A 23,511-nucleotide genomic window follows, 5' to 3' on the forward strand; every position below is an offset into this window, starting at 1 on the left:
ATGCTGGATCTGAGTTCGCTGTACGGGCTCGATACCGCCGAGCCTGCAAACCTCGAGGTTCTGACCGGGCCGGCGCCGATACCGACCCGCCCGCCATTCCTTGTCCAGGTAGCCGATACCGGCGCGGCGCGCGCCACCTATCACGGTCTACGCCGAGAGACGTTCGTGGCAGAACAACGGCTGTTCGCGGGTCACGACCGGGACGACGTGGACGACGATCCGCGCACCGTCGTCCTGGTCGCGACAGGCGACGACGGGACTGTGCTCGGCGGAGTACGCCTGGCCCCGGTCGGCTACGGTCACGACATCGGCTGGTGGACGGGCAGCCGGCTTGTGGTCGACCGCCGCGCCCGCGCCGGATTCGGAATCGGGAAGGCCCTCGTCCGCGCGGCGTGCGCCTACGCCGAAACCCACGGCGTGCTGCGCTTCGACGCCACCGTGCAGGCCCGGCACGAACCGATGTTCATCCGGCTCGGCTGGGAACGGATCGCCGAGGTCACCGCAGCCGGCCAACCCCACGTCTCGATGCGCTGGCCGATCGACCGGATCGAGCGCCTGGCCCAGGCGACGAAGTCCGTTCTGGCCGAGGCCCTGTCACCGCTCGACGGCACCCCGTTCGCCCTCGGGGGTGCGGGTTTCCGCGGCGACGACGGCGCACCCGTGCCGGGCACCGACATGATCGCGGCCTGTGATGCGATCGTGCCGTCCATGGTCGAGCGCGACCCGGAATGGGCGGGGTGGTGCGCGGCCCTGGTGAACCTCAACGACCTGTCCGCGATGGGTGCGGAACCGGTCGGCCTCCTCGACGCGGTCGGTGCGCCCAACCGGTCGATCCTGACCCGCGTCATCCGGGGGCTGAGCCGGGCGAGCGCGCAGTGGGGCGTCCCCGTGCTGGGTGGGCACACCCAGCTGGGCGTTCCGGCGGCACTCTCGGTGACCGCCCTCGGACGCACGGCCGACCCCGTGCCCGCGGGCGGCGGCCGCGCGGGCGACGAACTGCGTCTCACCGCGGACATCTCCGGCGCCTGGCGCCCCGGTTATGCATCTCGGCAATGGGATTCGAGCTCGCACCGCACGCCCGGTGAGCTGGCCGAACTCGGCTCCTACGTGCGGCGGGCACGACCTGCCGCCGCCAAGGACGTCAGCATGGCCGGCCTCGCCGGAACCACCGGCATGCTGGCCGAGGCCGGCGGAGTGGGGGCCGTGCTCGACGTCGCGGCGATCCCGAAACCATCCGGCGTCACCATGGGCGACTGGATGACGTGCTTCCCGGGGTTCGCGATGATTACTGCGGACCGGCCGGGACGCTCACACACGACACCGACCGGACCTGCCACGTCGGCAGTGTGCGGCGAATTGACGACGAACCCGGGGGTCGGCCTGCGCTGGCCCGACGGCGTGATCACACGTGCGGTGCACTCCACCGTCACGGGATTGGGAACAGCATGAGCGAGATCGGAATTTCCGTCGCGGCAGCAGAGTTCGGACGCGACATGGAACAGGCCTACCGCACGATCGGGGCGCTGATCGAGCAGGCACGTGCCCGCGGCAGTGCGTTGCTCGTCCTCCCGGAGGCGTGCCTCGGCGGTTACCTGCCGAGCCTGGGCGGCGGCGACGAATCCGAGGAGGACCGCGAGCGACGCCTCCGGAAGCTGCCGCCGGCGCTCGAACTGGACGGGCCGGAACTGCGCCGCGTGGTCGACATGGCCGGTGACCTCGTGATCACCCTGGGATTCTGCGAGGCGGACGGGTCCACCCGTTACAACGCGGCAGTGACACTGCACGGCGACGGCATCCTCGGCTCCTACCGCAAGGTGCATCAGCCGCTGGGCGAAAACCTCTGCTACGCAGCCGGTGACACCTACTCCGCGTTCGACACCCCGGTCGGGAGGATGGGCATGCAGATCTGCTACGACAAGGCGTTCCCCGAGGCGGCCCGGACCCTCGCGCTCGACGGTGCCGAGATCATCACCTCGCTGTCCGCGTGGCCGACCGCCCGCACCGCGCCGGCCGAGAGCATGGCGAACGACCGGTGGAAGCAGCGGATGGATATCTACGACCGTGCCCGGGCCACCGAGAACCAGGTGGTGTGGGTGGCGTCCAACCAGGCGGGCACCTTCGGATCGCTCCGGTTCGTCTGCAGCGCGAAGATTGTCGGTCCCGGTGGAGAGGTGCTCGCCGACACCGGGATTCAGCCCGGACTGGCCTCCGCGACGATCGACGTGCAAGCCGAGCTGTCGGCCATCCGCAGCGGGGGCATGTACAACCTCCGGGACCGCCGCCCCGAGGTCTACGGCGACGTCGTCGCGCCGAACAACGTCACGGGCACACTGCTCACCCCCGAGCAGCGGCCCACCCACCTACGGAAGGAACCCGCTCATGCCTGAGATGACCTTCACCGTCCAGTGGCCGGACGGACGTGAGCAGTCCTGCTATTCCCCATCCCTCGTCATGCACGATCACCTGGCGGTGGGTGAACAGTACAGCGTCGCAGACTTTCTCGACCGCAGTCGCATCGCCCTCACCGAGGCGAGCGAGCGGGTGAAGGCGAAGTTCGGAATGTACTGCACGTCCGCCGCCGAACAACTCCACGAACTGGAGAAGGCCGCCTTCGCCCACTCGCCCACGTCCATGGTCCGGGTGGTCGGTATGACCCCGGACGCCGCTGCAGGAGGAACACGATGACGACACATCACGACGTGGTGGTGATCGGTGGCGGTCAGGCCGGACTGTCGATCAGCTGGCACCTCGTCCAGCGCGGAATCGATCACGTGGTCCTCGAGCGGGACTCGATCGCGCACGAATGGCGCGACAGCCGCTGGGACAACTTCACCCTGGTGACTCCCAACTGGCAATGCAACCTCCCCGGATACCGGTACGTGGGCGACGACCCGGACGGGTTCATGACCCGCGAACAGACGTACGCGTTCGTCCGCGGCTACGCCGACACCTTCCCGGCACCAGTCCGCGAAGGGGTGTCCGTCACCTCCCTCCACCAGTCCGCCGGCGGCGGCTTCGACGTCGACACCACCGCGGGCCCCCTCCACGCCGGACAGGTGGTGGTCGCGACCGGCGGCTACCACATCCCGGTGATCCCACGGTTCGCCGAACGCCTGCCCGCCACGATCGAGCAGATCCACTCGTCGCAGTACATGTCGGCGGAGGCGCTGCCCCCGGGGGAGGTGCTGGTGGTCGGGAACGGGCAGTCCGGGGCGCAGATCGCCGAGGACCTCATGCTGTCCGGCCGCACCGTCCACCTCGTGACGGGTGGGGCGCCGCGCGTGTCCCGCTTCTACCGTGGCCGCGACTGCGTGGCGTGGCTGCACGACATGGGGACCTACGACGTCTCGATCGCCGATCACCCCGGGGGCCTGGCCAAACGTGAGAACACGAATCATTACGTCACCGGACGCGACGGCGGGCGGGACATCGACCTGCGCGCATTCGCCCTGCAGGGCATGAAGTTGTACGGGCGCCTCCTCGAGGTGGTCGACGGCACGCTGCAGTTCGCGCCGACGCTGGAGTCGTCGCTCGACGCCGCGGACGCGGTGGCCGAGAGCATCAAGAACTCCATCGACGCCTACATAGCCCGAGAGGGGATCGACGCCCCCGACGAGGACCGGTACCACCCGGTGTGGCGACCGGAGCGTGAGACGACCTCGCTCGACCTGGAAACGTCCGGGATCGGGTCGGTTGTGTGGTCCATCGGCTTCCGCACCGACTACCGGTGGCTGCACGCGGGGGTATTCGACGGCGAGGGGCACCCGTGCCACAACCGCGGAGTCACCGCCGTGCCGGGGTTGTTCTTCCTCGGCCTGCCGTGGCAGCACACGTGGGGTTCCGGTCGGTTCGCCGGAGTCGCCCGCGACGCCGAGTACCTGGCGAGCCGGATCGAGGCCGACGCGACTGTGCGGTCGCCCGCGTCGTCACTAGCCTGAGCACATGGGAACGACGAGACTGGCCGCACTCGCCGGTCACTTCGGCCGCGACGTCGACCGCGCGCTGCTGAAGCTCGAGGCGCTCATCGAGAAGGCGGCGGACGACGAGATCGACCTCCTCGTTCTGCCCGACGCCTGTCTCGGCGGGTACATCTCGGATCTCCGCAGCCCGGACATCGACGAGCTTCCACCTGCCCTCGAGGCAGACGGACCCGAGTTGAAAGCCGTGGCACGGATGGCCGGTGCCATGACCGTGTGCATCGGCTACACCGAACTGGCCGACGGTGTCCGCTACAACACCGCGGCCTGCGTCACCGGCGACGGGATCCTCGGCAGCCACCGCAAGGTGCATCAGCCCGCCGGGGAGTCACTGGCCTACGCGGCGGGCGACGCGTTCACGGCGTTCGACACCCCGGTCGGCCGGATGGGCATGCTCATCGACTACGACAAGACGTTCCCCGAGGCCGCCCGGACCCTCGCGCTGGGCGGCGCCCGGATCATCTCCGCCCTCTCCGCCTGGCCGGCGAGCGTCACCGACCGCGCCGAACGGCTCGCACATGACCGCCAGTCGCGCCTGTTCGACCTGTACGACTCCGCCCGCGCCGCCGAGAACCAGGTGGTGCTGGTCTCGTCGAACCAGACGGGCATCCAGGGTGGGTTGCGCTTCCTGGGGCAGGCAAAGGTGGTGGGCCCGGGCGGGGACGTGCTCGCCCGCACCGGCGTGAAGGGCGGTCTCGCTGTCGCCGAACTCGACGTCGACCACGAGGTCGACCGTGCGCGGAAGGTGTTGCGGCACCTCGAGGAACGCCGCGTGGACACGTACCGGCATCTACTGGAGAACGGATACTCCTGACGTGCGCATCGCCTTGCTGACGTATTCGACCAAGCCGCGCGGCGGTGTCGTCCACACCCTCGCCCTGGCCGAGGCGCTGGCCCGGCAGGGCGCCGACGTCACCGTGTGGTCCCTGGGCAGGGGCGGAGACGACGCGTTCTTCCGGAAGGTCGATCCCGCGGTGACCGTGCGCATCGTGCCGTTCGCGGCCCGGGACGGTGAGGACGTGGGAGACCGGATCCTTCGCTCGATCACCGTTCTGGGCGACGCGTTCCGTCACGGCGACTACGACATCGTCCACGCCCAGGACTGCATCAGCGCCAACGCCGTCGGCACCTGCATCCGCACCATCCACCATCTCGATCAGTTCACGACGCCTGCCCTCGCGGCCTGCCACGAACGGGCCGTGGTCGAGCCGACCGCGCGGATCTGCGTATCCGCGGCGGTGGCCGCCGAAGTCCGCGACGGCTGGGGCCTCGAGCCCACCGTCATTCCCAACGGGGTCGACTCGGCGCGCTTCGAGCAGGCCGCGACCGATGTCGCTGCCCGCCGCAGGTGGGCCGAGGAACTCGGGGAATACGTGCTCGCGGTCGGCGGCATCGAACCACGAAAGGGCAGCCTCGACCTCGTCGAGGCCCACGCCCGGCTCGCGGTGCGCCGCCCCGATTTGAGGCTGGTCTTCGCCGGCGGCGAGACCCTGTTCGACTACCGTGACTATCGGGCGGAATTCGACCGGCGCTGCGACGAATTGGGGGTTCGGCCGCTGATACTGGGCACCGTCGCCGACGACGAACTACCCTCGCTCGTCGCACAGGCAACGGTCTTCGCGTTCCTGTCGACGAAAGAGGGCTTCGGTCTCGCTGCCATGGAAGCTCTCGCCGCGGGAGTGCCCGTCGTCGCCCGCGATCTGCCGGTGCTGCGCGAAGTCTTCGGCAACGCCGTGACGTTCGCGTGGACCCATACCGAGATGGCCGAGGCACTCGGTGCCCCAACCGACGCGGAACGCAGGGAACGCGGACACGCGCTCGCCCGCGCACACAGCTGGGACGATGCGGCGTGCGCTCACCTCGACTTCTACGCCGAGCACGCTCGAGCCTCATAGCGTCGAATGCCCGTGACGAAATTCCGTGGGGCGTTGTGAACTTCGATGCGGTCGGTAAACACGCACGACCCCTTGCTCGCTGTGATGCTTCTCGGGAACGCGGACGAAGGTGATGTCCGCTACACGAGAGGAGATTTTGGTGAAGACTCAGGCGGCGATTTTGTGGGAGCGCGGGGGACCGTGGTCAGTCGAAGAGATCGAGCTGGATCCGCCCAGGCACGGCGAGGTACTCGTGGAGATGGGTGGGAGCGGACTGTGCCACTCGGACGAGCACGTCCTGACCGGCGACCTGCCCTGGCCGATGCCGATGGTCGGCGGGCACGAGGGTGCCGGCACCGTCCTGGACGTCGGCCCCGGAGTCGAAGGGCCCGCCCCCGGAGACCGGGTGATCTTCGGGTTCATCCCCGCGTGCGGGCGGTGCGCGGCGTGCTCGGCAGGCATGCAGAACCTGTGCGAACTCGGCCAGTACCTCGGCGACGGAACCCAGATCTCCGACCACACCGCCCGCCATCACGCCCGTGGACAGGACCTGGGCCTGATGTGCCTGCTGGGCACGTTCGCCCAGCACACCGTGGTGAGTGAAGCGAACTGCATCAAGATCGACGACGACATCGCGCTGGACAAGGCGTGCCTGCTCGGCTGCGGTGTGGTCACCGGCTGGGGCTCCGCGGTCTTCGCCGGCGGAGTGCAGCCCGGCGACACCTCCGTGGTCGTCGGTGTCGGCGGCATCGGCATCAACGCCGTCCAGGGCGCGGCACTGAGCGGATCGCAGTACGTCGTCGCCGTCGATCCGGTGGAATTCAAACGAGACAAGGAGCTCGAATTCGGCGCCACCCACGCGGTGGCCACCAGTGAGGAGGCGCAGGCCCTGGTTTCCGACCTCACGTACGGACGCGGAGCGAACGTGGTGGTCAACACGACCGGGGTCGGCGACGGCTCGCAGATCGGTGCGAGCCTGGCGATGACCGCGAAGCGCGGCACCGTGGTGGTGACCAACCTGCACCGCGCCACCGAGGAGACCGTGACGATGAGCGCGCTCGATCTCGTGCTGATGGAGAAGCGCGTCGTCGGGTCGTTGTTCGGCACCGCGAACCCCCGCCTGCACATCCCCAAGCTGCTGGGCCTGTACCGCAGCGGCCACCTGAAGCTCGACGAACTGGCCACCCAGACCTACAAGCTCGACGACATCAACGCCGGGTATCAGGACAACCGGACGATTGTCAGCGCCCAAGAATGCGGCTGAGGACCTCACCGGCAGAGAGGAGATACTGGTCCTCGAAGCAGCGGCCCTCGAGGGAGAGCCCGACGGACAAACCTTCCCGAGTGGATCGACCGGGGATGGACAGCATCGGAACCCCGGCGACCGAGCCCGGCGCCGAGTTGCGCGTAACCGTCGGGAAGATCGGCTGCAACCGGCCGTTGACGTCGATGGTGTCATCCTGGCCGATGAGCGGCGGAAGAACATGCACAGTGGGAGAAATCAGCGCGTGTACACCGCTGGCCGAGAAGGCCTTCTCATACAGGCGCCGAAGCTGCCACCGACGTCGGCGCGCCTGCTCATATGCCGACGCGGTGACCCGGTTAGCTGCGATCGACTCGAAAATCTCTCGCACGTCCGGTGAGGCAATCTCACCGGTCAAATCCGCGATATCGCGGACGCTCGTCTGCCCGTGGCCGTTGTTCACTCGCGCGGCAAGCAACCGTTCCGCTTCGTAGAACACCATTTCGATGCCGGGCCCGGCGGCCGGCGTCAGATCGCCGGGCATCGACAGCTCCACGATCTTCACGCCGCTCCTGCGCAGGTCGTCGAGCGCGAGATGCATTGCCTCGGCGACAGCGGACTCCATGTCGTCGAACCGGCCTGCAATGGTTCCCAGCACGAGATCGGATGGATCCAACACCGGGAGCAGCGGAGCGGTTCTCGTGATCACGCGGTCGACGAGGCGCACATCCTCGACCGTCCGGGCGTGGATACCGATCGTGTCACGCGACGACGACAGGTTGCAAACACCGTCGCCCGGGTAGCGGCCGGTGGTGGGACGGAATCCGACGATTCCACAGAAGGCCGACGGTATGGTGACCGACCCGCCGGTATCGGTGCCGAGGCTGAACGGCACCGTGCCCAATGCCACCGCTGCCGCGCTACCTCCGCTCGACCCGCCGGCCACGCGAGAGACATCGAGCGGGTTCCGGACCGGACCGTAAGTGGCGTTGTTGTTGGTGATCCCGAAGGCGAGTTCATGCAAGTTGGTCTTGCCGACAACCACGGCCCCGGCCTCACGCAACGCACTGACCACCGCTGCATCGACTTCGGGGATGTCGTGTGCGAGCAGTGGACTGCCACCCGTGGTCGGCACACCGGCGACATCGATGTTGTCCTTCACCGCGAACGGCACACCCACCAGCTCACCGTCCGTCTCGAGTGGAAGGGTGTAATCGATCACCGAAATATAGACGTTGTGAGAGCTTTTCGAGTTCTCCACGGCGCGACGACAGTCGCCGAGAATTGCACGGCGCTTGTCCGGGTCGAATCCAAGCCAGTTGAATGTTCGACATGCCCCTATCGACGGCGTCGATACCGCGTTACCCGTTCACGGACGCGATCAGGTGGTCTCGTAGTTCTCCACCGCACTCCCTCCGGACGCGAATATCTGCTTTATCGTCGACCAATCAGGCACGTTCTGTTGTACTGCAGAACCGTGATACCTACTTGGTTGCCCGGGTTGGGACACTGCGACGACCGCAAGGAGAACCACCATGAATCTGGCCGACTACGCCGCCTTGAGCTTCGACTGCTACGGCACCCTGATCGACTGGGAAGCCGGCATCGCCGCGGTTCTCGCGCCCTGGGCGAAGGAAGCCGGGCTGGCGTCGACCGACGAGGAACTGCTCCTCGCGTACGCGGACAACGAGGCGCGGGCCGAACGCGAGACCCCCGACGCGCTGTACTCGGCGATCCTCGCCGACGCCTTCCGCCGCACGGGGAAGACACTAGGCAGGGACGTCAGCGACGAATGGGCAGCCAGGCTCGGCGCCTCGGTCCCCGACTGGCCGGCGTTCCCCGACTCCGCCGAAGCGCTTGCCTCCCTGGCGAAGGACTACAAGCTGATCATCCTGTCCAACGTCCACCGTGCGGGCTTCGCCGGCAGCAACGCACGTCTGGGAGTCGAGTTCGACAAGATCATCACCGCCGAGGACGTCCAGGCCTACAAACCCGCGCCGAACCACTTCGAAGCTCTCGACGGCGCACTGGAGGAACTCGCGGTTCCCCGTGAACGGCTGCTGCATGTGGCGCAGAGCCTCTTTCACGATCACGTGCCCGCCAAACGCCACGGTCTGCCCTCGGTGTGGATCAACCGCCGCCACGACCGCCCGGGCTGGGGAGCCACCCCCGAACCCTCCGACGAGTACGCCTACGCCCTCGAATTCCCCACCATGGCAGGGTTCGCTGCCGCCGCACGCGCCGCGAAGGAGGCCGGGCGGGCCGAATGACCCCGCAGTCCGCGTCAGAGGACGATGTTGACCATCTTCCCGGGCACGACGATGACCTTGCGCGGATCCTTGCCGTCGAGCAGTGCGACGATCTTGTCGTCGGCGAGCGCGATCTTCTCGATCTCCTCACGCGGGGCGTCGGCGGCGACGGTCACGCGGCTGCGGACCTTGCCGTTGACCTGGATCGGGTACTCGACGGTGTCTTCGACGAGCCACTTCTCCTCGGCGACCGGGAACGGTCCGTGCGCCAGCGACTTCTCGTGGCCGAGCCGCGACCACAGTTCCTCCGCGAGGTGCGGGGCCAGCGGCGCGAGCATGAGCACCAGCGGTTCCACCGCCGAGCGGGGGGCACCGGCCGGGTACGCCTTGGTGAGGTGGTTGGTGTACTCGATCAGCTTGGCCGCGGCCGTGTTGTCGCGCAGTGCGGTGTAGTCCTCGCTCACACCGGCGATCGCCTTGTTCAGCGCGCGCAGCGTGTCCTCCGTCGGGGCGTCGTCGGTGACGCGCACGACACCGGACTCCTCGTCGACCACCACACGCCAGGCGCGCTGCAGGAAGCGCTGCGCACCGACGACGTCCTTGGTCGCCCACGGCCGGGACGTGTCCAGCGGTCCCATCGACATCTCGTACACGCGGAGCGTGTCGGCGCCGTACTCCTCGCAGATGTCGTCCGGCGACACGGAGTTCTTGAGGCTCTTGCCCATCTTCCCGTACTCGCGGTTGACCTCGGCGCCCTGGTAGAAGAACTTGCCGTCCTTCTCCTCCACCTCGTCGGCGGGCACGTACACGCCGCGCGCGTCGGTGTATGCGTAGGCCTGGATGTAGCCCTGGTTGTACAGGCGGCGGTACGGCTCGCTCGAGCTGACGTACCCGAGGTCGAACAGCACCTTGTGCCAGAACCGCGAGTACAGCAGGTGCAGCACCGCGTGCTCGACACCGCCGACGTACAGGTCGACGCCGCCGGGATCGTTCGGCCCGTGGATCTCCGGCCGCGGACCCGTCCAGTACCGCTCGTTCTCCTTGTCGCAGAACACGTCCGGGTTGGTGGGGTCGATGTAGCGCAGCTGGTACCACGAGCTGCCCGCCCACTGCGGCATCACGTTGGTGTCGCGGCGGTACGTCTGCAGTCCGTCGCCGAGGTCGAGTTCGACGTTGACCCAGTCGACGGCCTTCGCCAGCGGGGGAGAGGGCTCCGAGGACGCGTCGTCGGGATCGAACGACACGGGCGCGTAGTCCTCGACCTCCGGGAGCTCCACGGGCAGAGCCGATTCCGGCAGGGCGTGCGCGTTGCCTTCGGCGTCGTACACGATCGGGAACGGCTCGCCCCAGTACCGCTGCCGCGCGAACAGCCAGTCGCGCAGCTTGTACTGGATGGTGCCCTGGCCGGTGCCGTCCGCCTCGAGCCGCTCGGTGATGGCCTTCTTCGCGTCGGCGACGGACATGCCGTTCAAGAAGTCGGAGTTCACGATCGTGCCGTCGCCGGTGTACGCGTCCTTGGAGAGGTCGCCGCCGGAGATCACCTCGACGATGTCGAGACCGAACTCGGTGGCGAACTCGTAGTCGCGGTGGTCGTGACCCGGGACGGCCATGATGGCGCCCGTGCCGTAGCCGGTGAGGACGTAGTCGGCGATGAACACCGGCAACTCGTGCCCATTGACGGGGTTCACCGCGTACGTGCCGAGGAAGACGCCCGTTTTCTCCTTGTATTCCTGCCGCTCCAGGTCCGACTTGGCCGCGATCGACTTCCGGTACGCCGCAACCGCTTCGGCAGGCGTTGCGGCACCGCCGGTCCAGCGCGAATCCACACCCTCGGGCCACGCGGCCGCGACGATCTCGTCGACCAGTTCGTGCTCCGGCGCCAGCGTCACGTACGTCGCGCCGAACAGCGTGTCGGGGCGGGTCGTGAACACCTCGACGTCGTGGGCAGTGGATCCACCCTCGCTCCGCTCGACCGTCACGGCGAACTTCACCTGCGCACCGTGCGAGCGCCCGATCCAGTTGCGCTGCATGGTCTTGACCTTCTCCGGCCAGTCCAGGTACTCCAGGTCGTCGACCAGGCGGTCGGAGTACGCGGTGATGCGCATCATCCACTGCTGCAGGTGCTTGCGGAACACGGGGAAGTTGCCGCGGTCGCTGCGGCCGTCGGCGGTGACCTCCTCGTTGGCCAGCACGGTGCCCAGACCGGGGCACCAGTTGACCATCGAATCGGAGTGGTACACGAGGCGGTAGGAGTCGAGGACGGCTTCCCTCTCGGTCACCGACAGCGACGCCCAGTCCCGTCCGTCCTCCAGGGCGCGCGCACCCGACGCGAACTCGGCCTCGAGCTCGGAGATGCGGCGGGCCTTGCCGGCCTCCTTGTCGAACCACGCGTCGTGGATCTGCAGGAAGATCCACTGCGTCCAGTGGTAGAAGTCCACGTCGGTGGTCGCGAACGTGCGGCGCTCGTCGTGGCCGAGGCCGAGGCGGCGCAGCTGCCGCTTCATGTTGCCGATGTTGGCCTCGGTGGTGGTCCGCGGGTGCGTGCCCGTCTGCACTGCGTACTGCTCGGCAGGCAGACCGAACGCGTCGTAGCCGAGGGTGTGCAGCACGTTGTGGCCCTGCATGCGGTGATAGCGGGCGAACACGTCGGTGGCGATGTAGCCGAGCGGGTGGCCCACGTGCAGACCCGTCCCCGACGGGTACGGGAACATGTCCTGCACGAACAACTTGTCCGGGGGCACGTCGCCGGCGAGGGGGCCGACCGGGTTGGGCGCGTCGAACGTGCCCTCCTCGCTCCACCGGTCCTGCCAGCGCTGCTCGATCTGGCCGGCGAGCTCCGCGGTGTAGCGGTGCTGCGGGGTCGCGTCGGACGGGTTGGCGGGCTGCACGTGCTCGGTCACTGTGGTCGCTATCTACTTGGCTGACATTCTGAATTAGGGGGATACCGACAACCAGGGTAGAGCCTCACCCCACCCGGGCTCACCTGCGCATCCGGGTCCGCCGTATCCTGGTCTCGTGTTGATTGCCTCCGTCGTGCTGTTCGTGCTCGCCGTCGCCGTCTCCGGTGTCGCCGTTGCAGGCCTCGCCGAGCGCCTCCCGCGCAACCGGTGGGCGGGTGTCCGCACCCCGGAGACGATGCGCGACGATCAGACGTTTGCGCTGGCCAACAAGGTCGCGGGGCCCACCCTGCTCGCCGCGGCCGGGCTCCTCGTCATCGGCGGAATCGCCGGAATCCTGATCGGCGGAGTCTTCGGAATCGGCGCCGTCCTCGTCAGCGTCGTGGCCGCCGCGCTCACCGCGGCGACGGGCGGATCGCTCGGTGCCCGTGCCGCCGCGTCGGTGCCCGCCGCCGACACCGGTGGATGCGGCAGTTCCTGCGGCGCGTGCTCCCTGAAGGGCGCCTGCCAGCCGTCCTGACCGGCAGGCGACGACCCGTCCGGTGAACTCCTCGCGCGTCGTCGACCCCGCAGGCGCAGTCTTCGGTCTGCTGTTCCCGGTGATCGCCGCGCTGTCCGGGGTGATCCTCACGAAGGTCTGGGAACCGCGGCTCCCGGCGCAGATCGCGACGCACTGGACCACCACCTCGCCGAACGGCTTCTCCACCCCGATGTCCAGCGCCTGGACGTTTGCCCTGGTGACGGTTCTATTCGGTGGCGGATGCGCCGCGATCGCCGCCCTCGCCCAGGCGATGCTGATGATGCGCCGCACGATGCTCGTCGTCGGACTGTCCGTGGTCGGCCTGATCCTCACGGTGCAGGCGGTGCTGCTCTACGTCCAACTCGACGTCACCGACCCCGCGGACACGGAACCCCCGCTGTGGTCGCTCGGCCTCGGTGTCGTGATCGGCGCTGTCGTCGGTCTGACCGGCGCCGCCCTGCTCCGTGACTACCGGCCCCGGGTTGCCGCGACCGACCCTCCCGACCCGCGGTTGCCGCGCGCCGACCACCCGTCGACCGTCGCGGACACGGTCGGGTTCGGCACCCTCGGATCGCTGATACTGCTCCTGATTCTCGGGGTCGCGCCTGCGCTCGCGGTCTGCCTGCTCGTCAACGGATGGTGGCCCCTCGCGGTGTTCGTTCCGGTGGGCCTGCTGATCGTGAGCCTGCTCCGGTTCCGGGTGGTCGTCGACCGGGCCGGCATCCGGGTGGTGAACATGGGCATGACCGCGCTGCGGTACGGGATCGAGGAAATCGAGGGCGCCCGCGTCGACGTGATCAAGCCGTTCGACGACTTCGGCGGCTGGGGACTCAAGGTGAAGGGCAGGCGCAACTACGGCGTCGTGACGAGGACCGGCCCCGCCGTCATCGTCACGACCGCGTGCGGCGACCGCCTGACCGTCACCAGCGCACGGGCCGAGGAGATGGCCGGTGCACTCAACGCGTTCGCCGACCTGCGGCTCCGCCGCCCGTGAGTGCGTAACTAGTGCAGGGACTCGCTAACCACTCACGGGCGGGAGGCCTGATGCACCGCTTCGAGCACGCGGTCGAGGTAGCCGAGGGCGGCCCGGACGGCGCCGTCCTCGTCGCGGGCGGCGATGGCGTCGACGACGGCACGGTGGTCGTCGGCGGTCAGCGACGGCGGGTGGATGCCCACGGTGAAGTCGTACGTAGCGCGGGTGGGTTCGAGGATCCCCGCGAACAGGTCGGACAGCACCGGATTGTGCGCGGCCTCGACGACCCTGAGGTGGAACGCGAGGTCGGCGTCCGCGAATCGGGACGCCTCGTCGGCGGTGCGCTGCCGTTCCTCGAGTAGCGCGGACAGCGACCGCAGGTCGTCGTCGGTGCGCCGCCCGCACGCCAGCCGGACGGCCTCCGTCTCGAGGGCCCGCCGGACCTCGAAGACGTTCAGCATCTCGGCGACCGCGACCTGCCGCCCGAGCAGCCCGCCGATATCAGTGCGTGCCCGCACGAACGTCCCCGATCCCCGCCGGATCTCGAGGATGCCCGTGGACGTCAGGGTCTTGATGGCCTCGCGCACGGTGTTGCGCCCGACTCCGAGCAGCGTCATCAGCTCGGGTTCGGTGGGGATGCGCTCGCCCACCGTCCAGTCGCCCTCGGCGATCCTGCCGCGCATCCAGTCCAGGGACTGCTGATACGCGGACTCGCGCCGAACCACCGTCATGTACTCATCCTCACACCTCGTCGGCTCGCTCGTCCCGACCGGCCCGTCTAAACTACGTAGGACGTCCCATGTATTTGGACAGCTCCACGCATTCGGACAGCCCCACGTATTCGGACAGCCCGAGGAGGCGACCCCACACGTCCACGTCAACCGCTCCCGCCGACGCCCTCCCGACCGCCGCCGCCCGCACCACCGGCCGCCACTTCCACGGCCTGAACTATCTCCTCGTGGTCCTGCTCCTCGGCTCCAACATGCCCACGGCGCTGTACTCGCTCTACCGCCACGAATTCGGCTTCACCCCGCTGGTCCAGACGCTGATCTTCGCCGTCTACGTCGCCGGTCTGCTTCCCTCGCTGCTGTTCTTCGGCCCGCTGTCGGACGCGCTGGGACGCCGCTTCGTGTTGCTGGCCGCGATCTTCTTCAGCATCCTGGGCGCCGTCCTCCTCGCCTTCGCCGACTCGACCATCTGGCTGTTCCTCGGCCGGATCTCCCAGGGCATCGCCGTCGGCGCCTGCTCGGCCGCCGGGTCCGCCGCCCTGATCGAGCACGAACCCGCCCGGAACCTCCGCCGCGCCGGTCTCGCCGCCACGCTCACCACCGCCCTCGGCGCGGCACTCGGCCCGCTCTTCGGCGGCGCCGTCGCGCAGTACCTTCCGCACGCCCTCGTCCTGCCGTACGTGCTGTTCACGCTGGCGCTCCTGCCCGCGCTGATCATGGTGCTGCTGCTCCCCGCACCCACCGGCGGTACGTCACGGCCCCACCCAGTTGTTCCAGGTGCCGCACGTCCCCGCACCCCTGCGCCGGGTGTTCTGGCTGTCCTCCCTCGGAGTCGCACTGGCGTGGGGCGCCGTCGGCCTGTTCCAGTCGGTGGTCCCGACGTGGATCATCGACCTGCTCGACGTGAGCAACCTGGTGGTCGCCGGCGGTGCCGCCGCACTGGTCATGGTGTGCTCGGTGTCCGCGCAACTCGTCGCCAACCGGCTCGGAACCGTGCTCTGCCGAACCCTGGGCATCGGCGCCGTCGGCGTCGGCATGGTCGGTCTACTCGTCGTCGACTTCGCGCCGTCCCTCGCCCTACTGTGCGCCGTGACGGTCGTCGTCGGTGTGGGACACGGACTCTCGTTCGCCGGTGCGATGCGCGCGGTGGGCGCCGCTGCCGCCGAGCACGCCCCCGACGCCCAGGGCGGGACGCTCGCCGCGTTCTTCACCGTCGGCTACGTCGGTCTCGCGGTGCCGTCCATCTGCGCGGGCATCGCCATCACCGTCCAGGGCATGCACGTGGCCGTCCTCGAACTCGCGCTCATCGGAGCCGTCCTGTGCGGTGTCGTCGCCGTGCTCGGCGTCCGCACGAAGGGTGGGGACCGGGCAGAGCAGGCCAGTACTGTGGCCTGAGGACGTGAAACGCCGATGCCCGAACCGCTTCGCCACTGCGAGTTCCGCTTCTACGAGGAGCTGAACGACTTTCTGCCGCCGGTGCAGCGCAAGCGCACCTTCGAGCACCGATTCGACGGCACCCCGTCGGTGAAGGACCGCATCGAGGCGCTGGGCGTCCCGCACACCGAGGTGGATCTGATCCTCGTCGACGAGGTGTCGGTCGATTTCGGGCATCTCCTGCGCGGCGGCGAACGCGTCGCGGTCTACCCCGTGTTCGAGCGTTTCGACCTGACCGGGGTGACGAAACTGCGTCCCCGACCGCTGCGGGACCCGAAATTCGTGCTGGACGTGCACCTCGGCCGCCTCGCCCGCTACCTCCGCCTGCTCGGCTTCGACACCCGCTACCGCAACGACTTCGACGACACGGAACTGGTGGACATCTCCCTCGCCGAGCATCGCATCGTCCTGACCCGGGACACGGGACTGCTCAAACGGTCGGCGGTCACCCACGGCGGTTTCCTGCACGAAACGGACCCACGCCGGCAGCTGCGGGAAGTGTTGGACCGCTTCGACCTTCGGTCGCGGATCACGCCGTTCACGCGGTGCGCACGGTGCAACGGGCTACTCGCGCCGATTGCCCGCGACGACGCGCTCGCCGAGGCGCCGCCGGGGGTCGCGCGGAACGAACAGCAGTTCAGCCGGTGCCGGGACTGTGCGCAGCTGTACTGGCCGGGCAGCCATCTCCCGAAGCTGAGCCGGCGACTGTCGGAGGTCGGAGTCTCGCTCGAGGTGGATTCTCAGGAGGCGTGACGCAACTGCTCGGCGAACTCCGCCGAGCACGCGCAGTCCCCGAATTCGTCGCAGTCGATGATCAGTGCGTGCCGGACCTCGGACAACTCGACGCACGACTCGTCGGTGCATTCGGCTCCGTAGAGCGTGTGCACGATCAATGTTCCGTGACAGGTGTCGATCACGTGTGCTGTCCTCCTCACTTCTCGTTCCCCACCTCTGTTGATACCACCCGTCCCCGACAGCCCAGGGACGTGCGCGGGGTGTGTCGGCTCAGTTGCGCTCGACGTCGATCGGGTGGGTGGCGAGCAGGGCGAGGGGGAGCGGCTGCCTGCGCAGCACCTGCGCCCACACGTCGACCCGGGCGGGGGCGACGACGTCCGACGCGAGCGCCGAGATGACGATCCAGTCGTCGCGCTGGAGTTCCGAGTCGAGCTGACCGTACGTCCAGCCCGAGTAGCCGGCGAAGATCCGGATGCCCTCCACCAGAGGGGCGACGACCTCGGGGTCGGAGTCGAGATCGACCATCACGACGCGGCCGTGGACCCGGCGCAGACCGGGGACGCCGTCGGCCTGCGCGCCGGTGCGGAGCGTCGCCAGGCACAGTGCGGCGTCACGTTTGACGGGACCGCCGACGTACAGCGCGGACGGGCGCGCGGTGAGCGGCGCCCACTGTGGCAGCACGTCGTGGACGGCGGTTTCGCTGGGACGGTTGATGACCACACCGAGACTTCCGGCCTCGTTGTGCTCGATCACATAGATCACGGTGCGACGGAAAGCGGGTTCGACGAGATCTGTGGACGAGACCAACAGGCTGCCGGGCCGGACCACCGGTTCCGTCGACGCCGTTCGATCTTCGGGTTCTTCTGCGTGCGCCACCTGAACATCATCCCACCGCGGCGAACGCGATGTGACGGAGGACGCGACCTGCGTCCGGTTCGCCGCTTTACGCCGCGGGCAGCCCCGCCGTCTCGGCCAGGACGGCGAGGTGGTGCTCGAACAGTGCGCCCGGTGCGGTGAACGTGTCGGCGCCGTATTGCCCGAACACCTCGAAGTTCACGGCCCCGAACAGTGCCGACCACACCAGCACACCGCGGGCGAGCAGGTGGTCGGGTGTGGTGAGGCCGAGTTCGGCACGGACGCGGTCGAGGTCGGCGGCGAGGCGATCGTCGATGGGCGCCGCCGCGTCCGCCTCGAGCTTGCCCGCCCGGAACGCGTTGTCGAAGATCCCGACGAGGGCGTTGATCACCCGCGTTCCCGGAGTCGTGGTCTGCTCCCCGGGCGCGTGGTAGCCGGGAACGGGGCTGCCGAACAGCAGTCCGTAGCGGGCGGGCTCGCGCAGCGCCCACTCGCGGACGGCACGTCCGAGCGCCAGGAACTGGTCCCGCGGTTCGGCTGCGGACGCCACGGCCGCCTCCGCGGCGTCGCCGAGTTCGTTGTATCCGTCGACGACGAGCAGCGTCAGCAGTTCGTCGCGGCTGCTGACGTACCGGTAGACGGCGGACGACACCACGCCGAGGTCCCGCGCGACGGCCCGCAGCGACAGGGCCGCACCCCCGACCGCGGCCAGTTGTTCGCGACCGATCCTCGTGATGTCCTGCAACGTCTGCTCGCGGGCGCGCTCCCGTGGTGTGACTGCCATGCGGTCCAGCGTCGCAATTTCAGAGAGCACTGTCAACAAAAGAGAGCACTGCTCTTGACATCACGGGCCAGGGCGAGCATTCTCGAATGACACAGAGAGCAGTGCTCTCGAATCACCGAAATCGACTCACTCAGCGGGAGCAGAAATGTCGAATCTCGAGATCGTCACCGGAGCAGGGCCCGTCGGCTGGACCGTCGCCCGGCAGCTCGCCGAACAGGGTCGGCGGGTGCGGGTCCTCACCCGCTCGGGCAGCGGCCCGGAGCATCCCCTGATCGAGCGGCGGAAGGTCGACGTCTCCGACGCCGCAGAGCTGCGTGAGGCCTTCGACGGAGCAACCGCCGTCTACCACTGCATCCACGCCGCCTACAACGCCGGCGCGTGGGAGCGCGAACTCCCGGCCGCCGAGCAGACCGTCCTCGCGGCCGCCGGACACGTCGGCGCGGTCGTCGTGTTCCCCGAGAGCCTCTACTCCTACGACGCCTCCCGGCAGCCGATGACCGAGCACACGCCGCGGTCGGCCGACTCCGGCAAGCGCGGCATCCGGACCCGGTTGCTGAAGGCCCGCGCCGAGTCCTCGACGCCCACCGTGAGCGTCGTCGCGTCCGATTTCTTCGGACCGCAGGTGCTGAACGCGCACGCCGGCGAGCGCATGGTTCCCGTCGTCCTCGCGGGCAAGACGATGCGTGTCCTCGGTTCCGCGGACCTGCCCCACTCGTTCACGTACATCGGCGACTTCGCGGCCGCGATGATCGCCGCCGCCCACGACCCGACGCTGTGGAACTCGGTGCTGCACGCACCGACCGCGCCTGCCGTCACCCAGCGGCAGATGGTCGAGGCCTATGCGAAGGCCGCCCGGGTTCCCGTCCCGAAGGTGGGCACCCTGCCCGGCTGGGTGATCCGCGGCGCCGGGCTCGTCCACCAGGGGAGCCGCGAACTCGCGGAGATGCTCTACCAGTTCGAGGAGCCGTTCGTGATGGACTCGTCCGAGAGCGAGGCCCGGCTCGGACTGGCCCCGACCCCACTCGACCGGGCCGCCGAGGAGACCGTCCGGTGGTGGCAGGACAGGTCGGTCGCGGCCGCCGGATAGGGTCCTGTGAATGGCGAAACAGCTCGGGGACCGGCGCGAGGCGTGGCGCAGAACGGCGTACACCCTCCGGCGGTCGCCCGGGCTGGCCCGTCTCGCCACCGTGCGATTCGCCAGCCAGTTCGGCGACGGCATGTTCCAGGCCGCCCTCGGCGGCGCGATCCTGTTCAACCCCGAGCGGGAGACGGATCCCATCGCGATCGCCGCCGGTTTCGCGGTGCTGCTGCTCCCGTACTCGGTGATCGGACCGTACGCGGGCGCACTCCTGGATCGCTGGGACCGCCGCAGCGTGCTGCTGTGGGCGAATGTGCTGCGCGGACTGCTGATTCTGGTGACCGCCGCGCTGCTGGAGACCGGAACCGGGGAATCCGCACTCCTCGTGCTCGCCCTCGCAGCCATCGGGGTGAGCCGGTTCGTTCTCGCGGGAGTCTCGGCGGCGCTGCCGCGCGTGGTGCACCGGTCGTGGCTCGTAGCCACCAATTCGGTGCTCGCCACCACCGGTTCCGTCGTCGCCGCACTCGGGGCCGCGACGTCCGTCGCCATCATCTCGTTCGTCGGCGCCGGTGACCGCGGCTCCGGAATCGCCGTGGCGGCCGCGGCCTGCGGTTCCGCGGTGGCCGCGTTCGCGGCGTCACGCTTCCACCATCGGCTTCTCGGTCCGCACGCCGACGAGAAACCCGAATACGGGGCGGTCCGCGCCGTCGCCGCCGGCCTGCGCAACGGCGCGCTCGCCGTGTGGCATTCGCCGGGCGTCACGACCGCGATGATCGGGATCGGCACACACCGGATCGTGTTCGGCATCAACACGTTGATCATGGTTCTGGTGTTGCGTGACACCGCCACCGTCAGCGCCCTGCCGGGCGGCCTCGCCGGTTTCGGTGTCGCCCTCGGCGCCACCGCCGCGGGCATGCTGCTGGCCGCGATCTCGACGCCGTTCCTCATTCCGCGCATCGGGCGGTCCCGCACCATCGTCGGCGGCCTGATCCTCGCCCTCGTCGTGCAGTGCACGCTCGTCGCGACCCTGACGCAGGTGTCGCTGCTGTGCGGTGCGCTGCTGCTCGGATTCGCCGGGCAGTCCATCAAACTCAGCGGCGACGCAGCGATGCAGATCGAGATCGAGGACGACCGCAGGGGACAGGTGTTCGCGCTTCAGGACACGGTGTTCAACGTGGCGTTCATCGGGTCGATCGCCGCCGCGTCCCTCGTGATCGCCCCCGACGGCCGATCACTCGCACTGGTGCTGGCGGGCGGGGCGATCTACGGACTCGGACTCGTCGGCGTCCTGCTCAACACCCGGCGCGAACCCGCCTGAGTACCCGCTATTCCGACCCCGGCATCGGCACGTTCTGCAGGCGGACCTGACCGCGCGCCACCTCCTTGCCGGTGTCGGCTGCCGTGATCACCACCGACCACAACTGCTGCACGCGGCCCTGCTGGATGGGCACCGCGACCACATCGACCCGTCCCTCGGTGCGGGCCCGCAGGAAGTCGGTGCCGTTGTGCACGCCCACCGCGAACTGACCGCGGTCGGCGACGGCGGTGCTCGCGCCGATGCTGGCGGCCGATTCGACCGCCGTCGTGTAGACGCCGCCGTGCACGACTCCCCACGGTGTGTGGTGGTCGGCGGACAGGTCGATGTGGCCGACCACCTTCGTCCCCGACACCTCGTCGAGTTCCAGTCCGGCAGCGGCGACGAAGGCGCTCGCCGCCTCGCGGGTCAGATCGGTCATCGTGTGTTCTCCTCGTCGAACCCTCGGTAAGTTTGATTTCCCAACCCACCTTGCCCGGCTTCGGTGCCTGCGTCAATGGTCCCTGCGGTGCCGCCCACCGGATCCGGGCGCCACGTGTGCACCGCCGCGATCACCGGTGGCTCGCGCGGAATCTCGACGCTCACCGCGCGCAGTTCGAAATGCGGAGGCCCGAACGCACCGGGTACCGGGTGCGGGTGGTGAGCCGGGTCCACGTGCTCGCTCGGCCCCGCTACCTCGGCATTCCACGTCCCATCACCGGAAGGATCGATGAAGTAGCGGGCCTCGTCCTCTGCGTCGTAGTCGAGCACCGAACGATCGGCCACCCCGTCGCCGTCCGAGTCCCACATCGCGTCGTCGAGGAGTCCTTCGCCGTCGAAGTCCAGGCGCACCGCGTCGACGCCGCCGGACGGTCCGAGGTCGAGATCGGCGGGCGACGTCCACGTCACCGGGGCGTCGGCACCGGTTCCGAACGAATACTCGAGAGGATCCATATGAAGGTTGGACGCAGCGCGACCGCATCCGGTTCCATCGAATGACAGCGAATTGCGCTGCAACCATGAGACCGCACTGTGACCGGACTGCGACCGGACAGGCCGGGCGCGTGCGCCGGGGATGCCGTCCCCCGGTGTTATCTTCGACCCCGCGCGTGCAGGTCGGTCCACCATCACTCCGACCACCGATGTGGAGGGGTCCCGTGGTCGACAAGTCCTGGTCTGTGTCCGGAGTGCCCCTGTGCGTTGCCGCCGTCGTGGCCGCGACGATCGGCTTCACCGCCGCCCCGGCGGCAGCCGAGACCCTGCCGTGGCTCCCGGTGAACGCCTGCGGCGAGACCGGATTCAACCCGGCGAAGGAGCCGCCGAGCCCGGGCGGGCCACTGCTGCCCTCGGTCCCGCCGACCGTGAGCATCCCGATCCCGTACCCCGACTTCGTGCCCGTCCCCGTTCCCGGACCGCGCGTCGACCAGACCCGCGTCGCCCAGGACCTTCCCGCCGACCCGTGCGCGGACCCGTGCCCCGACCTCACCGACGAAACCGGAGAACCGGAAACCGACCCGGGTTCTTCGGGTTCTTCGGGGTCGTCGGGCTCGTCCGACTCGAGTGCGCTGACCATCCCGAAGATCTCGATCGATCCGCGACCCGAGACCATTCCCATTCCCGTTCCCGGCGGTCCGGGGCCCGACCCGCAGCCGGCCCCGCCGGTCGAGATCAACCCGGCCGAACGTGGTTCTCTCACCGCGGCGATGGCGAAGCCGGGCGTCGGCGACGTAAGCCTGGTGTCGCAGCTGACGGGACAGGGTTCCGAGAACCGGACCGACAAACGCTGGCAGGTGGACGGCACCGACCTCGGGATCACGTGGGAGACGAAGCCCGGCGAGGTGGCGGTCGCGTTCGGTGACACGTTCGGCAAGGACTGGGCCCCGCCGGGTGCGTTCGGCGAGGACTGGCGCAGCAACGTTCTCGGGCACAGCACCGACACCGACCTGTCCGACGGCATGACCATCGACAGCATGGTCCAGGACAGCCGATGCCACGCCGCCGAGATCATCGACAGCAGGCACATCAACAACTTCGAGACGACCACCATCCCCACGTCGGGATTCGCGATCGGTGACCGCCAGTACCTCAGCTACATGTCGGTGAAGCGCTGGAGCATGGTCCCCGGCATGTGGTACACGAACTACGGTGGCATCGCGTACTCCGACGACAACGGGCAGACCTGGACCAAGGATCAGCACGCCAAGTGGGACAACATCTTCGGCGCCCGGTTCCAGGTGTCCGCGATGGTGCCACACGGCGACTATGTGTACATGTTCGGCACCCCCAACGGGCGGATCGGCACCATCGGCCTGGCCCGGGTGCCCGTCGACCAGGTGCTCAACACCACGTCGTACCAGTACTGGTCGGACGGCACGTGGACCCCCGTGTCCCAGCACCTGGCGACCCCCATCGTCGGCGGGGTCGCCAGCGAGTTGTCGGTGCGCTACGACGCGGCCGCGGACAAGTGGCAGATGAGCTACCTCGAACCCGTCGGCGGTTCGATCATCCTCCGGCAGTCGTCGAGCCCGCAGGGCGTGTGGTCGGACGCGGCGACGCTCGTCGACACGGCCGACTACCCGAAGGCGTACGGCGGCTTCATCCATCCGTGGTCGACGGAAGAGGACCTGTATTTCACGATCTCGGAGTGGGACAGCTACAACGTCTACCTGATGCACGCGTCCCTGCACCCGTGAGTACTTGTCATCCCTGAAAAGGGGCGGGTAGTCAAGTGCTGGCATCTGGGTTGTTTTGGTTTCGGGGGGCCTGTGGGTGGACGGCGTCGATCCGGGCCGCGGGGCGGGACGCAGCGCCCGCAGCGTCAGCGAGGACGAACGGTCTCGGTCGGGAGCGGATCCGGGTCGAGGCAGACT

The 23,511-nt window shown here is 68.8% G+C and carries 22 protein-coding genes and 1 pseudogene; 15 read left to right on the forward strand and 8 right to left on the reverse strand.

The window, feature by feature from the left end; translation table 11 throughout:
- Positions 1–18 precede the first annotated feature (18 nt).
- The 7 genes from MLGJGCBP_RS31710 to MLGJGCBP_RS31740 all read left to right on the forward strand — a co-directional run bounded on the left by MLGJGCBP_RS31710 (position 19) and on the right by MLGJGCBP_RS31740 (position 7,115).
- Positions 19–1,449, forward strand: coding sequence for an MSMEG_0567/sll0787 family protein (locus MLGJGCBP_RS31710; protein WP_160100618.1), 1,431 nt, complete (start codon positions 19–21; stop codon positions 1,447–1,449).
- Positions 1,446–2,387 carry a carbon-nitrogen hydrolase family protein gene (locus MLGJGCBP_RS31715; RefSeq protein WP_160100594.1) on the forward strand — a complete coding sequence of 314 codons (942 nt, stop codon included), beginning with the start codon at positions 1,446–1,448 and terminating at the stop codon, positions 2,385–2,387. The genes MLGJGCBP_RS31710 and MLGJGCBP_RS31715 overlap by 4 nt, the downstream gene beginning before the upstream one ends.
- On the forward strand, positions 2,380–2,685 hold the full coding sequence (locus MLGJGCBP_RS31720; RefSeq protein ID WP_087558570.1) for an MSMEG_0570 family nitrogen starvation response protein: 306 nt from the start codon (positions 2,380–2,382) through the stop codon (positions 2,683–2,685). Before MLGJGCBP_RS31715 ends, MLGJGCBP_RS31720 begins: the two co-directional genes overlap by 8 nt.
- Positions 2,682–3,938 (forward strand): MSMEG_0569 family flavin-dependent oxidoreductase, encoded by a 1,257-nt coding sequence (locus MLGJGCBP_RS31725; protein ID WP_160100596.1) that lies wholly within the window; start codon positions 2,682–2,684, stop codon positions 3,936–3,938. Before MLGJGCBP_RS31720 ends, MLGJGCBP_RS31725 begins: the two co-directional genes overlap by 4 nt.
- Positions 3,939–3,942: 4 nt before the next feature.
- Entirely contained in the window at positions 3,943–4,791 is an 849-nt protein-coding gene (locus tag MLGJGCBP_RS31730; protein ID WP_087558568.1) for a carbon-nitrogen hydrolase family protein, read from the forward strand.
- A gap of 1 nt (position 4,792) precedes the next feature.
- Positions 4,793–5,872, forward strand: coding sequence for an MSMEG_0565 family glycosyltransferase (locus tag MLGJGCBP_RS31735; protein ID WP_160100598.1), 1,080 nt, complete (start codon positions 4,793–4,795; stop codon positions 5,870–5,872).
- A gap of 139 nt (positions 5,873–6,011) precedes the next feature.
- Positions 6,012–7,115 carry an NDMA-dependent alcohol dehydrogenase gene (locus tag MLGJGCBP_RS31740; RefSeq protein ID WP_160100600.1) on the forward strand — a complete coding sequence of 368 codons (1,104 nt, stop codon included), beginning with the start codon at positions 6,012–6,014 and terminating at the stop codon, positions 7,113–7,115.
- Here MLGJGCBP_RS31740 and MLGJGCBP_RS31745 read toward each other — a convergent pair.
- Positions 7,093–8,316 (reverse strand): amidase family protein, encoded by a 1,224-nt coding sequence (locus MLGJGCBP_RS31745; RefSeq protein ID WP_236581478.1) that lies wholly within the window; start codon positions 8,314–8,316, stop codon positions 7,093–7,095. The two genes, MLGJGCBP_RS31740 and MLGJGCBP_RS31745, sit on opposite strands and share 23 nt — an antisense overlap.
- 313 nt (positions 8,317–8,629) lie before the next feature.
- Here MLGJGCBP_RS31745 and MLGJGCBP_RS31750 point away from each other — a divergent pair, with 313 nt between their 5' ends.
- The gene (locus MLGJGCBP_RS31750; RefSeq protein WP_160100602.1) at positions 8,630–9,364 is read left to right on the forward strand and encodes a haloacid dehalogenase type II; all 735 of its coding nucleotides are present in this window, start codon (positions 8,630–8,632) and stop codon (positions 9,362–9,364) included.
- Between the two features lie 14 nt (positions 9,365–9,378).
- Here MLGJGCBP_RS31750 and leuS read toward each other — a convergent pair whose 3' ends face one another.
- Complete coding sequence (gene leuS / locus MLGJGCBP_RS31755; RefSeq protein ID WP_160100604.1) at positions 9,379–12,243, reverse strand: leucine--tRNA ligase; 2,865 nt, start codon at positions 12,241–12,243, stop codon at positions 9,379–9,381.
- A 115-nt stretch (positions 12,244–12,358) separates the two neighbouring features.
- Here leuS and MLGJGCBP_RS31760 point away from each other — a divergent pair, with 115 nt between their 5' ends.
- Both MLGJGCBP_RS31760 and MLGJGCBP_RS31765 read left to right on the forward strand, forming a co-directional pair.
- On the forward strand, positions 12,359–12,760 hold the full coding sequence (locus MLGJGCBP_RS31760; protein WP_072942681.1) for an SdpI family protein: 402 nt from the start codon (positions 12,359–12,361) through the stop codon (positions 12,758–12,760).
- A gap of 22 nt (positions 12,761–12,782) precedes the next feature.
- On the forward strand, positions 12,783–13,754 hold the full coding sequence (locus MLGJGCBP_RS31765; RefSeq protein ID WP_160100606.1) for a DUF1648 domain-containing protein: 972 nt from the start codon (positions 12,783–12,785) through the stop codon (positions 13,752–13,754).
- A 32-nt stretch (positions 13,755–13,786) separates the two neighbouring features.
- Here MLGJGCBP_RS31765 and MLGJGCBP_RS31770 read toward each other — a convergent pair whose 3' ends face one another.
- Positions 13,787–14,464, reverse strand: coding sequence for a FadR/GntR family transcriptional regulator (locus MLGJGCBP_RS31770; protein ID WP_160100608.1), 678 nt, complete (start codon positions 14,462–14,464; stop codon positions 13,787–13,789).
- Between the two features lie 68 nt (positions 14,465–14,532).
- Here MLGJGCBP_RS31770 and MLGJGCBP_RS31775 point away from each other — a divergent pair.
- Positions 14,533–15,856, forward strand: a pseudogene (locus MLGJGCBP_RS31775) (MFS transporter).
- A 15-nt stretch (positions 15,857–15,871) separates the two neighbouring features.
- Positions 15,872–16,648, forward strand: a complete 777-nt coding sequence (locus tag MLGJGCBP_RS31780) for a Mut7-C RNAse domain-containing protein (RefSeq protein WP_087554903.1) — start codon at positions 15,872–15,874, stop codon at positions 16,646–16,648.
- On the opposite strand, the gene MLGJGCBP_RS31785 is transcribed toward MLGJGCBP_RS31780, so the two are convergent.
- From MLGJGCBP_RS31785 to MLGJGCBP_RS31795, 3 genes are all read right to left on the reverse strand, one after another.
- Positions 16,636–16,812: a hypothetical protein gene (locus tag MLGJGCBP_RS31785; RefSeq protein WP_179220060.1), complete on the reverse strand. Its 177-nt coding sequence runs from the start codon at positions 16,810–16,812 to the stop codon at positions 16,636–16,638. The two genes, MLGJGCBP_RS31780 and MLGJGCBP_RS31785, sit on opposite strands and share 13 nt — an antisense overlap.
- An 88-nt stretch (positions 16,813–16,900) precedes the next feature.
- Positions 16,901–17,506, reverse strand: coding sequence for a YqgE/AlgH family protein (locus MLGJGCBP_RS31790; RefSeq protein ID WP_087554905.1), 606 nt, complete (start codon positions 17,504–17,506; stop codon positions 16,901–16,903).
- 67 nt (positions 17,507–17,573) lie between these two features.
- A complete protein-coding gene (locus MLGJGCBP_RS31795; RefSeq protein ID WP_160100610.1) occupies positions 17,574–18,269 on the reverse strand; it encodes a TetR/AcrR family transcriptional regulator in 696 nt (231 codons plus the stop codon).
- 145 nt (positions 18,270–18,414) lie between these two features.
- On the opposite strand from MLGJGCBP_RS31795, the gene MLGJGCBP_RS31800 reads away from it, so the two are divergent.
- Both MLGJGCBP_RS31800 and MLGJGCBP_RS31805 read left to right on the forward strand, forming a co-directional pair.
- Positions 18,415–19,356, forward strand: coding sequence for an NAD-dependent epimerase/dehydratase family protein (locus MLGJGCBP_RS31800; RefSeq protein ID WP_160100612.1), 942 nt, complete (start codon positions 18,415–18,417; stop codon positions 19,354–19,356).
- A 10-nt stretch (positions 19,357–19,366) separates the two neighbouring features.
- Positions 19,367–20,665: an MFS transporter gene (locus tag MLGJGCBP_RS31805; RefSeq protein WP_160100614.1), complete on the forward strand. Its 1,299-nt coding sequence runs from the start codon at positions 19,367–19,369 to the stop codon at positions 20,663–20,665.
- 7 nt (positions 20,666–20,672) lie between these two features.
- On the opposite strand, the gene MLGJGCBP_RS31810 is transcribed toward MLGJGCBP_RS31805, so the two are convergent.
- Together MLGJGCBP_RS31810 and MLGJGCBP_RS31815 are read right to left on the reverse strand one after the other, a co-directional pair.
- Positions 20,673–21,083, reverse strand: a complete 411-nt coding sequence (locus tag MLGJGCBP_RS31810) for a PaaI family thioesterase (RefSeq protein ID WP_087554909.1) — start codon at positions 21,081–21,083, stop codon at positions 20,673–20,675.
- A complete protein-coding gene (locus tag MLGJGCBP_RS31815; protein WP_236581482.1) occupies positions 21,080–21,595 on the reverse strand; it encodes a hypothetical protein in 516 nt (171 codons plus the stop codon). Before MLGJGCBP_RS31815 ends, MLGJGCBP_RS31810 begins: the two co-directional genes overlap by 4 nt.
- Before the next feature lie 188 nt (positions 21,596–21,783).
- On the opposite strand from MLGJGCBP_RS31815, the gene MLGJGCBP_RS31820 reads away from it, so the two are divergent.
- Positions 21,784–23,334, forward strand: coding sequence for a DUF4185 domain-containing protein (locus MLGJGCBP_RS31820; RefSeq protein WP_160100616.1), 1,551 nt, complete (start codon positions 21,784–21,786; stop codon positions 23,332–23,334).
- The last annotated feature ends 177 nt before the right edge of the window (positions 23,335–23,511 follow it).

Source organism: Rhodococcus sp. T7, assembly GCF_009872365.1.
In the GTDB taxonomy this organism is placed as follows: domain Bacteria; phylum Actinomycetota; class Actinomycetes; order Mycobacteriales; family Mycobacteriaceae; genus Rhodococcus_F.